Consider the following 11,766-nt stretch of genomic DNA (forward strand, 5'->3'; position numbering starts at 1 on the left):
GTGTAAATGCCGATGGTGTAGTAACGGATATTGCCGCGATTGAGTTTAAAGAGCTGGTGTCTGGCTATTCGATTGTGAAAGCAGAAAGCTATGATGAAGCGGTGGAAATCACAAAGACTTGCCCGATCTTTAATCACCCGGGCTGCTCTGTGGAAGTCCGTGAAATTATGCAAATGGGCTAACCTGTCATTCCTGCCTTATTTAATGCCCAGACACGCAGAGTGTCTGGGCTTTTTTGTCGTTTTAGATAGTGACTTGCCTCTAATCCTTACTCATTATGCGTGCCCAATTGTTGCTTCTTACGCAAACATAAGTGGCGATCGAGTACTCGATTTGGACAATGCCTAAATGAGCAGCGTTGCCATTTATTTTGTCACTGCCTTTTCCGTAAACTTTAATGGGTTTATCACTCTCATTAGCTATGGTCTGTTGTCTGCCCGTAACACATTTGGTGAGTTTGACCGAAGCATTATTTGCGCCCGCAGTACTTACTGTATTGACCGTAGAGGTTAAAAGTGTGGCGTTTGATCGACCGCCACCCGAATATGCCGTTATGCCAGTTACTGTCGGTTGGGTATCGGGAATGTCGTTCACGCCGACCACACTGTATCCTTCGGTAGGCTCCTGTCCTTTTGTTGGTGCTACCGTATAGGATCCATCAGGATTTGAGCTACTGAACTTTCCAGATGTTGCCATTCCGGCTATCGAAATGTTTTTGTTCGTGCCCCCATAAGCAATGATGTATTTAGGTGTAAACACACCGATGCCTCCATCATCTTGTCCAACTGTGCTGGTACTGCCCGTGATGCTAATATTGCTGGAATTGTACATATCAATCTGAGCATCATTACCTGCATTGTTTATCGAGCCATTCCGGTTGAACGAACTGTTTGATATTGTCATGCTTTCCACGCCAATCAGTACAATCCCCGGACCGTGGTTGCGATCGAAAAAGCTGTTTGAAATTGAATTTTGCGCTGTTCCACCGTAGCTGGATATCCCAGGTCCTTCATTCCATTCGAAGCGCGTGTTAACTATGGTGTTGGCGTTGGCTCCAGCCCCTAAGTACAGCCCAATATTACTGTTATTGGCAAAATCGCCGTTTACTACAAACGAGTCAACAAGGTTTGCGACACCGATTTCATTGCCGCCAAAAGTACTGTTGGTGATGTGTGCACTGCTGGTGTATGAATCGATGCTCTGGTTTTGACCTGAGCCTCCAATTCCGTTTTTGCATCCCACGATGGTCACATCCTGGACGGTTAACTGATTACTTCCTCCGGATATACCATTCATGGTTTGTCCACCACAATCAATGGTAATACCCTCAATGCCTGCACCAACACTGACGTAGCTGGCATCAATTATTGAAGGTTCCGATCTGTTTCCACTTCCCCCGATCAAAACAGGTTTTAACGCTTCGTCATAGGGGGAGCTACCCTGGTACTTCACCATGCCGTACTGAACGCTTCCAAAGCCGATAAGTCGGTTCCCTTCGTTCATTTTTACGTCGGCAACCTTAAAAGCTTTTCCCGGTTCGACCCAGCAGACTTGGTTATTACTGAGGCAATCGTTAAATGCACTAGTATCATCAGTAATACCATTTCCTACCGCACCATAATCCATAACATTGGCGCTAGCCGGACCAGAGGCGTGTGTGGGAGTGGTTAATAAAAATGAAACTAACGCAATTGGGATAAATTTATTATTCATGCGTGGCTCCTAAATAAAAGTATCAGCCGTTTAAATTAAATAATCGGCGACTTTAATGAGATAAATTTGAGCTCAAGGAAAAGCTATTTTTCAGGTAAGGTTTGTCTAATAAAGGTGACGACCTGAAATATATAGACACCCTAACTTCTGATAACAGTTGGGGCACGTATGTAACTAGCCAAATTGAGCTTAGTATATGAACCGCATATGAAATTTATTTGAATTCTTTAATGGGAATTAAATAAATCCACGATTTGATAATATCAATGCGAAGGTCGTTTATCTGTTTTAAAAATGAAAATAGATGGGCTTTTATTGAATTTTTAGCGAGGATTTATTTCTTTTAAGTATCTTATTTAAGAAAGGAGGAAGACGTTTATTTCTGCGACGTGTTTTTAGGTTCCACTTTTAATAAATGGTCCAGTTGTTGCCTCATCAATTGTTGCTCATGTGGTGTTCCGCCTTTTTCTCCAGACGATTTAGCGTAAGCCAGTGCCTTGTCTTTATCGCCTGCCATGGCGTACAAATGAGCAAGTGTCGCATCCAGAATATGCGTTTTGGACAGAACAGGCGATTTCCCCAAATTGCCTACAACACCGATAGCCTGTTCGGAGAATCCCGCATAGCCCAGCGCAACCGCAAGGTTAAGGCGCGCAACGTCGGAATCTGTTTGCTCCACCAAGTCTTTGTACAGTTCGACAATGTCAGACCAACAGGTATCTTCAAAATGCGCACTAACGCAGTGTTTCTCGGCAATACTGGCTTCGAGAAAAAATCGACCTTTTCTTGGGTCTCGGTAAGCTTTGGCAACAGCCAGCATTTGGCAACCCGCGGCTATGTAATGTTGATTCCACAACCTGCGATTCTGCAGATTGAGCGGGATAAGAGAATCGTGCTCATCCAAACGAGTATCGATGCGAGCAAGGTGAAAATGCATCAGTGCAAAGAGGGATAAGGTTTCTTTATTCGGCAGAGTAGGGTGCTCAATCACCAGCTTGAGTAAAGCAATGGCATCGATACAGAGCTCTTTTCGAATGGCGGATTTGTGATCGGTAGAATGAAATCCTTCATTGAAAAGTAAATAAACCACCGTATGTACGCGTTCGATCACCTGTTGGTAATCCGCTTCATTAGGCAGCTGATCGGGCAGTTCTTTTAGTTGCTGTTTAGTGCGAAGCAGACGTTTCTTCACCGTTTCTTCAGGCAGCAACAAAGCACTGGCAACAGCCCTGTTATTAAAACCGCACAGCGCTTTGAGAATAAAAGGAATCTGATTCTGAGGCTTAATGTCTGTCGTGCAGCTTAGAAAAATTAACCGGAGTTGTTCATCCCGAATAAAGGGTTCGTGAAAGGATTCTTCTACCGAATGGCTCATTGTCCATTCACTTTCCAGAAAATCGGAAAGCTGCTCAGAAAGCTTAATTTTATTCTTTTGAGAACGGATAAGATCGATGGCGCGGTTTTTTGCCGTCTGAATCAACCACGCTTTCGGGTTATCGGGCAAACCATCATTTTGCCAGCGAAGCAGCGCCGTGTTGAACGCTTCATGCATCATATCTTCCGCAAGATCGATATTATGATTACCGAAAATCCGAATCAGAGAAGCCAGTATTTTTGGTGACTCAGCTCGGTAAAGTGAAGATAGGGTGCTTTCAACATTCATTTATTCAGACTCTCGGTGACTAACCACTAAATGATAGTTTATCAGAGCCTTAGTGACATAGATGAGAATGGCACTTATGCCGCTGCGGCAATTTTGGACACAGATGCCACATGCTTAGGCCAATAGATCAGTTCCATACTGGCGTCGTGGTGTTCGACAAAAACAGTACAGTTCTCTATCCAATCGCCGTCGTTGACATAAACCATCTCACCTCTGTCTACCACTTCCGGATAATGAATGTGCCCACAAATGATGCCGTCGTAACCGTTTTTCTCGGCATAGTTCAGCCCTGCTTCCTGATAGCGAGTGATTGCCTGACTGGCTTTGGGAATACGCTCTTTGATGTAGTTGGACAGAGAAAAGTACTCCATGCCCAACATGGTTCGAAACTTATTTGACCAACGGTTGATAAACAGCAGAAGGTCGTAAAGAACATCTCCTAATGTTGCCTGCCATTTTCCCAGACACACTTCAGAATCGAACTGATCGCCATGGCACACGAGAAAGCGTTTGCCCGAAAGCGAGGTAAAATCGGCGAAAGGCAGAATTTCTACTCCGGCAAAGAACTGTTTAGTATACCGCCGCATGGCAGCGTCGTGGTTACCCGGTATATAGATAACCCGCGTTCCGCTTTGCTGTAACTTAATAATTCGGTGGACAACTTTGTGGTGGCTGGATGGCCAGAACATGCGTTTTCGAAGGGATTGGAGGTCGATAATGTCACCGACCAGATAGAGAGTATCGGCTTGGCAATTTTTCAGAAGGTCGAGGAGGTAATCCGCTTTGCAATCTTTAAACCCTAAGTGAAGGTCTGAGATAAACATACTTCTGACATCAAGTTTGTGCTTCATATTAACCTGCTTGAAGTCGTAACAATGTTTCTAGGTAATAACTTAGGAAGCTCAAATGACAGTCCAGTTAATGATTGATGATGCTTTGTTGAAATGTTCGCGTTTTGCTTTCATTGTCACCAACCTCTCCCCAATGAATTGGACTAACCTAGGTTGTGACTATTGAACTGTCCAACGGGTTTCTCTGAACAAGTTTCTTGAAACCACAACAAGACAGTATTCCTGCGTGAGAACACGAGTGGTGAGGAACGTTAACAATGGTGTCTAAAATATGCGGTTGGAATCCATCACGTGGAAAGCGATTATTCAGCTTAGCCATTTGATCTTTAGGGAATAAAAAGTGATAGGCACCAATGACGTCAAGTGTTGCCCCTTTTTGTAAACAAAGGGATTCAATGCTATTTCCTCTTGAAGAAAGGTACGGATTGAGGTGCTTTGAAATAGCCTCATAGAGTTCGATGCGCCAAGATTCTCTGTACTCGAATTGCTCAGCCAGATCATAGGCTGCTCTCGCTCCCGAAACAGCAAAGCTGGTATGACGGGCTTGCTCTTTGTAGTTTTCGGTTAAACCTATGTCGTGCATCAATGATGCGACATACAACAGTTCCAAATCCGGTTTCTGGTTTTTGAACTGCGCAAACATGGCTCCAAAATAATAGGTACGCAAGCAATGCAGGTAGAGTTGTGGTTCACAACTTTGCACAGAAAGCTGCATCGCCTTTTTAGCTAGTAGGGTGTCTGGTTCTGGAATACTCGACAGATTTATTCTTGATATAGCTTTTCGGTGACCCCCACAGAAACGTATGAGGCGCTGAATGGTTTCATGACACTGCCCCTTGATAAGCAAGCCATAAAACTGCCATTTGTCTTTACCCAGTAGGATCCCGTTTGTCGATTCGCTCCATTTGTAATCACTGATCATTATTTCTCCCTAAAACAAGTCACTTGCATTTTGAAAGTGACAACCTTATATGGCAGACTTGCAAAATGCAAGTGACTAATTTGAGGTACTAATGCACAAACGTTCTATCTGTCCTCTAGCCAACTGTTTGGACTTGGTTGGTGATAAATGGACACTGATTATTCTGAGAGATATGTATCTGGGCAAGCGACGTTATGCAGAGTTCTTAGAATCAGATGAATCCATCACCACTAATATCTTGGCTAGCCGGCTAAAAGAAATGCTGGAAAGTGGGTTGATCGATAAAAGGGCATACCAGGAAAAACCAGTGAGATATGAATACTTTTTATGTCAATCTGGAAAAAAATTATTGCCCGTGGTTCAGGCTATGTCTCTTTGGGCTGAAGAACACGTTCAGGGCTGCAGGGTTCCGCCAAGCTCATTTTACAAACTCAAACCAGACGGCCTCAAATAAGGTGCAGCAAATCTTCAGTATGAATAGAATTTTCTGAGCCAATTACGCGGGAGATCATATGGAAACTTATACTGCCACGATTGTGATTCAGACACTGGTTATGAGGGAATAGGCGTTAGATGATTAGAAGTATCATGTGTCTTTCGTTGGTTGCTTGTAGTAGTTCGAGCACAGAAGTTATTAAATGGGGTGAGGTATGTTTACCAAAAAGCCACCTGACACCGAGTAGTGTGAGCAGTGCGAATAGTAGCGATCGGAACTTCGACTCCAGCGACGGTTACGGCCCTTCGTTGTTTTTTGAAGGTGATGAAATAGCGAAGCACGTCCCTAAGTTTCAACACAAAGTTACCCTACCAACTGGCAGTGAGATTTTCGAGAACCTAATGGTGAACCTCACCAAAAGTGATTTTGAAATTCCCGCTCTTGGTAACAAAAAGCTCAAACAATCTAAAGAGTTGAAGTCGCTTTATTTCCATGAAGGGACAAGCCAATACGACTGGTTGGCATTTCAAAAGAATGCAGACGGTTATGAATACTGGGGCTCGTGTGACTCGGACTCGGGGTCAGATTACACCTGTTTGAGAAGTGCAAAAATCAATGACGTCTATGCCAGTTACTATGTGAGCAACTATAACATTCGTCACTACCAGCAAATTGAAGCGTTTCTTGGCGACTGGCTAAATTCGCAGAGATGCAAGTAGGTTTTCTAATTGCTTATTGGTACAGATACAGAGACAAAAGATAATTGAGTTGCTCGTTTATTTGTCTCTCTGGGTAGCTTTCATCTTCAATGTTCCATGGAATGAACTTGTCATGCAAAGGGAGGGCTTTGGTGTTCGCCAAAGCACTTGGGGTGAGTGCGATAAGGTAATCGTAATTGAGATGGTTACAGGAACTTAACTGCATAGCCTCGACACAACTGATGCTCTCCATATCCAGCTTTTTAAGAAGCTTTTTTGTTGTATGATCGGAATGATTGCAGGTAGCGGCATAGATATCGAAAAAGCTGCCTGCCTTTTCTTTTAAAATGGATGCAGCGAGTCCAGACCAGGCACTTTTGCCGTCACATAGAAATAGCACCCGTGGCTTTCGCCCCCCTTTATTAGGTACTTTTGCAGTTTGATTTGAGGTACTTCTTCCCTTAAATGTTAACGGGCGGCTCGGCTTTTCCATAGCGACTCTCCATATCACCAGTCACTCAACCCTAGACGTAAAATATCGAGCTCCCAAAAAAAGAATGAGCGATCTTTGATCGATCTTTCACTTCTTTTTTCTGTCAAACCATATTAATTAAAGTGTCAATTAAATGTCATTTAGCCCTCCTACTGTCTAAAACATAACCGCGATTTTCCTGGGTGAAGGATGTACTGCCAGCGAGATAAGCGGGGATATGTTGAGAATGCTCGACAGAGCAAAAACACTTCAAATCCAGATTATTGGATCACAACGTTTAAATCGACTTGGAGGTTGATTGTGAAATTGAAAGCTTTGATCGCGGCGAGCTGTGCCGCAGCAGCAGTGTTCGGTGCAAGCCATGCCGCCGCTGCTTCCCGCGACTACATCAGCATCGTTGGTTCGTCTACGGTTTACCCTTTTGCAACTGTGGTTGCAGAACGCTTTGGACGTACCAGTAACTTTTCTGTACCAAAGATTGAGTCTACTGGTTCAGGCGGTGGTTTGAAGTTGTTCTGTGCAGGCGTTGGTGAAAACACACCAGACATTACTAACGCTTCTCGCAAAATTAAAAGCTCGGAAATCGAGTTGTGTGCGAAGAACGGCGTCAAAGACATTGTGGAAATCAAGATAGGCTACGACGGTATTGCCTTCGCAAACTCTAAGAAGTCTAAGCAACTGGATTTAACGCTGAAAGACATCTTCCTGGCTCTCGCGAAAGTGGTACCAGACGGCAAAGGCAACTACATAGACAACCCATACAAAACCTGGAGTCAGGTTAACCCAGCGCTTCCTAACAAGAAGATCGAAGTGCTTGGTCCTCCACCCACATCCGGTACGCGTGACGCGTTCGTAGAGTTGGCAATGGAAGGCGGTTGTAAGACATTCTCGGAAATTAAAGCTCTGAAAAAGTCAGACAAGAAAAAGTACAAGGCGATTTGTCACGGTATTCGTGAAGATGGTGCGTTCATCGAAGCGGGTGAAAATGACAACTTGATCGTTCAGAAACTGGAAGCGAACCCAGCGGCATTCGGTATCTTTGGTTTCAGCTTCCTGGATCAAAACTCAGACAAGGTTCAGGGCTCGAAAATCGCAGGCGTAACGCCAACGTTTAATGCCATTGGCGATGGTTCTTACCCTGTTTCACGCTCTTTGTACTTCTACGTGAAGAAAGCGCATGAGAAAGTGATTCCTGGTCTTAAAGATTACGTTCGTGCTTTCACTTCAGAAGACGCAATTGGCGATGAAGGTTATCTGGCAGACCGCGGATTAATCCCGTTGTCTGCAAGAGACTGGAAAGTGGTACGTAACGGAGCCATGGATCTGACTCCGAACCTGTAGTCACTCCAAACGAGGAAGGAGACGTTCTCCTTCCTCTAATTTCAGGAGTTGTAGTATGGATACTTCGACACTGGTTGTCGTTTTGCTCGCGCTCACTGCCGTAGCATTTTATCTGGCCCGTCAACGCTCGTTGGCAGTTGCATCTCAGTCCGGCGGTTTGAACAGCCTTCATTCTCGTCCGGCTTATTACGGTTCTTATGCTGCTGCGCTTGCCGCAGTACCTGCCCTTATATTACTGGCCATCTGGCAAAGTCTGGAGCCAACACTGGTTTCCTCTTTGGTCATGGCGCAAGTCCCGAGCGAAATCATTAAACAGATAGGGTCCGAGAGCTTGGCATTTAGCCAGGTGGTGAACATCGCCCGAGGCATTACGCCTTCGGAAGATGCAGCGATGCTGAGTGCTGCTGAGCATTACCAAAGCCTGAACGCCACAGGGAACACATTGCGAGTTGTTGCAATCCTGTCTGTGACCTTACTGGGTTTAGCCTATGGCTGGCGTGCAGTAAGACCCAAACTCAAGGCAAGAAATCACGTAGAGAAGATGCTGCAAATCTTCCTGCTATTCTGTTCGACTTTAGCCATTCTGACCACCGCAGGGATCGTGTTGTCGGTGCTGTTTGAAGCAGTGAGATTCTTCCAGATTATTCCGGCGGCAGATTTTATTTTCGGTCTGGAATGGTCGCCGCAAATCGCTTTGCGTGCGGATCAGGAAGGAGCGAGTGGGGCATTTGGCGCTATTCCGCTGTTTACCGGAACATTGATGATTTCCTTTATCGCGATGTGTATTGCCGCACCCGTTGGATTGATGAGTGCAATCTATCTGGCGGAATATGCAGATGCGCGAGTAAGAAACATTGTAAAACCCGTTCTGGAAATATTGGCCGGTATTCCCACTGTTGTTTATGGTTTTTTCGCGGCTTTAACTGCTGCGCCTTTCATTCGAGACATTGCTCATGGGATTGGCATCTCGAGTGCTTCCTCAGAAAGTGCTTTGGCAGCGGGGGTAGTGATGGGTGTGATGATCATACCTTTTGTCTCTTCTTTATCTGACGATGTGATCACCGCCGTGCCCCAGTCTCTCAGAGACGGATCTTTAGGCTTAGGGGCAACCAAATCGGAAACGATTCGTCACGTGGTAGTACCCGCAGCATTGCCGGGTGTGGTAGGTGGGTTGTTGCTCGCTGTATCACGTGCCATTGGCGAGACCATGATAGTGGTGATGGCAGCAGGGTTGTCTGCCAACCTGACTGCAAACCCTCTCGATTCGGTTACGACAGTAACGGTGCAGATAGTGACTCTGCTGGTGGGGGACCAAGAGTTCGACAGCCCCAAAACACTGGCTGCATTTGCTCTGGGTTTAACCTTATTTGTTGTCACCTTAGCGCTGAACTTTGTCGCCCTGAGAATTGTGAAGAAGTATAGGGAACAATATGACTGATCAATTACAACGTATCTCAAGTATCAAAAAAGAGCGAATCCAGTCGGGTTTAGCCAGACGCCTTGGGCGTGAAAGCCGTTTTAAGGCTTACGGTATTACTTCGATATCACTGGCATTCAGCTTTCTTTTCGTGCTGATTTTTTCCATTGTGAGTGAAGGCTACACCGCTTTTTATACCACAGAAATAAAACTTGAAGTGACGCTGTCACACGAAAGGCTAAGAATTGAAGACGGTGATCTCTCTGAAGAGGCACTCTTTAGTGCCAGTTACCGAAACGTTCTGCGTGATGCGATAAAAGCAGCACTACCAGACGTTGAATCAAGACGAGAACGTCGCGAACTCTATCGATTTATATCAAATGGAGCGGAATACGATCTGCGTGACCGAGTGCTCGCCGATTCCTCTTTAGTAGGTCAAACCATCACATATTACGCCTTGGCAGGTGACAACGTTAATCAGTTTAACAAGGGGAATATTGATGCGAGATTGCCGGAAGACGAGCGCCAGTTCAAAAACAAAGACATTGAATGGTTTAGCGAGTTAAAGGCTCAAGGGCGTATCAATACCACGTTTAATACCAACTTTTTCACCAATGGTGACAGCCGGGATCCAGAGCTTGCTGGGATCTGGGGAGCGACAGTGGGTTCATTCTTTACCTTGCTGATTACTCTGGCTCTGAGTTTTCCAATCGGTGTGTCGGCGGCAATATATCTGGAAGAGTTTGCTCCTAAAAATCGGGTAACCGAACTGATTGAAGTCAATATCAATAATCTGGCCGCCGTGCCCTCCATCGTATTTGGGTTACTGGGTTTAGCGATCTTCCTGAATTTTGCTGACCTGCCACGTTCTGCCCCTTTGGTTGGTGGCTTGGTGCTTACCCTTATGACGTTACCGACCATCATTATTTCCAGCCGTGCAGCTATTAAAGCTGTGCCTCCGTCTATTCGTGATGCGGCGCTTGGAGTAGGGGCATCCAAAATGCAGATGGTCATGCACCATGTGCTGCCTCTCGCTATGCCGGGCATGCTGACTGGGACCATCATTGGTATGGCGCAAGCGCTTGGTGAAACTGCACCGCTACTTATGATAGGCATGGTGGCGTTTATTGTGGATATTCCGTCAGGGCCGATGGATGCCGCAACTGCACTTCCTGTGCAGATATATTTATGGGCTGAAAACCCCGAAAAAGGATTTGTCGAAAACACCTCTGGCGCAATCATGGTGCTGCTGGCGTTTCTGGCATTCATGAATGCATGCGCGGTTGTGATGCGCAAACGCTTAGAGCGTCGTTGGTAGGAGATAGAATTATGGTTACGACAACAGTAGACGCAATGGATGGTTCTGGCATGGAAAAAGCCCATCCGCCAGAACATGCGGCAGCGCCAGACAGAACCATTGGCATTCCGCTGGTTGATAACCCGAGAATGTCGGCACGCGACGTCCATGTGGACTACGAATTTGGCGCAAAGCCAGCGATTCGTGAAGTGAGCCTGGATATTGCTGAGAGAGAAGTATTGGCGATGATTGGCCCTTCTGGATGTGGTAAATCCACTTTCCTGCGCTGCCTGAATCGCATGAACGACACAGTACCTGGATGTATGGTCAAAGGTTCCATCACATTAGACGGCAACAATATCTACGATAAAAGCGTTGAAACGGTGGAGCTGCGCTCTCAGGTGGGAATGGTATTCCAGCGCCCGAATCCGTTTCCGAAATCCATATACGATAACGTTGCCTATGGTCCGAAAATCCATGGTTTGGTCGACGACAAAGACCAACTGGACGAACTGGTTCAGCAATCTTTAGAGCGCGCCGGCTTGTGGGCAGAAATAAAAGATCGCCTAGACCAGCCAGCAACAGGTCTATCTGGTGGTCAGCAGCAACGTTTGTGTATTGCGCGAACCATTGCAATTGCTCCAGAAGTTATCCTGATGGACGAACCCTGTTCAGCGTTGGATCCTATTGCGACGGGCATTATTGAAGAACTGATTGAAGAGCTGAAAAACAACTTCAGTATTGTAATCGTTACCCACTCAATGCAACAAGCCTCGCGGGTTTCGGATCGCACTGCTTATTTCCACCTTGGGAATTTGGTAGAAGTGAACTCCACAAAACGCGTATTCGAACAGCCAGAACATGTGTTAACCCAAGACTATATTGGCGGTCGGTTCGGTTAAATCTGCCGGTCAGCAAAAAATGAAAAAGGAGCC

12 protein-coding genes are annotated in these 11,766 nt (G+C 45.7%); 7 read left to right on the forward strand and 5 right to left on the reverse strand.

The genetic code is table 11. The features are described from left to right. The coding region (locus tag RH89_RS06250; protein ID WP_004400354.1) for a YciI family protein at nucleotides 1-182 on the forward strand (182 nt) is incomplete at its 5' end. Nucleotides 183-261: 79 nt separating this feature from the next. Here the strand turns inward: RH89_RS06250 and RH89_RS06255 are convergent. The 4 genes from RH89_RS06255 to RH89_RS06270 form a co-directional block, all read right to left on the reverse strand. Then, nucleotides 262-1,713: a right-handed parallel beta-helix repeat-containing protein gene (locus tag RH89_RS06255; protein WP_004400355.1), complete on the reverse strand. Its 1,452-nt coding sequence runs from the start codon at nucleotides 1,711-1,713 to the stop codon at nucleotides 262-264. 376 nt (nucleotides 1,714-2,089) lie between these two features. After that, a complete protein-coding gene (locus RH89_RS06260) occupies nucleotides 2,090-3,376 on the reverse strand; it encodes an RNA polymerase sigma factor (protein ID WP_004400356.1) in 1,287 nt (428 codons plus the stop codon). Nucleotides 3,377-3,450: 74 nt separating this feature from the next. Further along, complete coding sequence (locus RH89_RS06265; protein ID WP_004400357.1) at nucleotides 3,451-4,227, reverse strand: UDP-2,3-diacylglucosamine diphosphatase; 777 nt, start codon at nucleotides 4,225-4,227, stop codon at nucleotides 3,451-3,453. A gap of 148 nt (nucleotides 4,228-4,375) precedes the next feature. Next, entirely contained in the window at nucleotides 4,376-5,149 is a 774-nt protein-coding gene (locus tag RH89_RS06270) for an HD domain-containing protein (RefSeq protein ID WP_004400358.1), read from the reverse strand. A 91-nt stretch (nucleotides 5,150-5,240) separates the two neighbouring features. Between RH89_RS06270 and RH89_RS06275 the strand changes: the two genes are divergently transcribed. Then, a complete protein-coding gene (locus RH89_RS06275; RefSeq protein WP_004400359.1) occupies nucleotides 5,241-5,603 on the forward strand; it encodes a winged helix-turn-helix transcriptional regulator in 363 nt (120 codons plus the stop codon). A 230-nt stretch (nucleotides 5,604-5,833) separates the two neighbouring features. Continuing rightward, entirely contained in the window at nucleotides 5,834-6,304 is a 471-nt protein-coding gene (locus RH89_RS06280) for a hypothetical protein (RefSeq protein ID WP_139063237.1), read from the forward strand. A 13-nt stretch (nucleotides 6,305-6,317) separates the two neighbouring features. Here the strand turns inward: RH89_RS06280 and RH89_RS06285 are convergent, their stop codons facing one another. Beyond that, nucleotides 6,318-6,776 (reverse strand): low molecular weight phosphatase family protein, encoded by a 459-nt coding sequence (locus tag RH89_RS06285; RefSeq protein ID WP_004400361.1) that lies wholly within the window; start codon nucleotides 6,774-6,776, stop codon nucleotides 6,318-6,320. Between the two features lie 300 nt (nucleotides 6,777-7,076). On the opposite strand from RH89_RS06285, the gene RH89_RS06290 reads away from it, so the two are divergent. From RH89_RS06290 to pstB, 4 genes are all read left to right on the forward strand, one after another. Further along, complete coding sequence (locus tag RH89_RS06290) at nucleotides 7,077-8,117, forward strand: PstS family phosphate ABC transporter substrate-binding protein (protein WP_004400362.1); 1,041 nt, start codon at nucleotides 7,077-7,079, stop codon at nucleotides 8,115-8,117. A 55-nt stretch (nucleotides 8,118-8,172) separates the two neighbouring features. Continuing rightward, on the forward strand, nucleotides 8,173-9,555 hold the full coding sequence (gene pstC, locus RH89_RS06295) for a phosphate ABC transporter permease subunit PstC (protein WP_004400363.1): 1,383 nt from the start codon (nucleotides 8,173-8,175) through the stop codon (nucleotides 9,553-9,555). Then, complete coding sequence (gene pstA, locus RH89_RS06300) at nucleotides 9,548-10,852, forward strand: phosphate ABC transporter permease PstA (RefSeq protein WP_004400364.1); 1,305 nt, start codon at nucleotides 9,548-9,550, stop codon at nucleotides 10,850-10,852. Before pstC ends, pstA begins: the two co-directional genes overlap by 8 nt. Nucleotides 10,853-10,980: 128 nt before the next feature. Then, the gene (gene pstB / locus RH89_RS06305) at nucleotides 10,981-11,733 is read left to right on the forward strand and encodes a phosphate ABC transporter ATP-binding protein PstB (protein WP_198763758.1); all 753 of its coding nucleotides are present in this window, start codon (nucleotides 10,981-10,983) and stop codon (nucleotides 11,731-11,733) included. The last annotated feature ends 33 nt before the right edge of the window (nucleotides 11,734-11,766 follow it).

It is taken from the genome of Vibrio nigripulchritudo ATCC 27043 (assembly GCF_000222685.1).
GTDB lineage: Bacteria > Pseudomonadota > Gammaproteobacteria > Enterobacterales > Vibrionaceae > Vibrio > Vibrio nigripulchritudo.

Bases quoted from the DNA above. Each gene is read 5' to 3' on its own strand.
- RH89_RS06255 (WP_004400355.1), bottom strand. From the start codon at position 1,713: ATGAATAATAAATTTATCCCAATTGCGTTAGTTTCATTTTTATTAACC.
- RH89_RS06260 (WP_004400356.1), bottom strand. From the start codon at position 3,376: ATGAATGTTGAAAGCACCCTATCTTCACTTTACCGAGCTGAGTCACCA.
- RH89_RS06265 (WP_004400357.1), bottom strand. From the start codon at position 4,227: ATGAAGCACAAACTTGATGTCAGAAGTATGTTTATCTCAGACCTTCAC.
- RH89_RS06270 (WP_004400358.1), bottom strand. From the start codon at position 5,149: ATGATCAGTGATTACAAATGGAGCGAATCGACAAACGGGATCCTACTG.
- RH89_RS06275 (WP_004400359.1), top strand. From the start codon at position 5,241: ATGCACAAACGTTCTATCTGTCCTCTAGCCAACTGTTTGGACTTGGTT.
- RH89_RS06285 (WP_004400361.1), bottom strand. From the start codon at position 6,776: ATGGAAAAGCCGAGCCGCCCGTTAACATTTAAGGGAAGAAGTACCTCA.
- pstC (WP_004400363.1), top strand. From the start codon at position 8,173: ATGGATACTTCGACACTGGTTGTCGTTTTGCTCGCGCTCACTGCCGTA.
- pstA (WP_004400364.1), top strand. From the start codon at position 9,548: ATGACTGATCAATTACAACGTATCTCAAGTATCAAAAAAGAGCGAATC.
- pstB (WP_198763758.1), top strand. From the start codon at position 10,981: ATGTCGGCACGCGACGTCCATGTGGACTACGAATTTGGCGCAAAGCCA.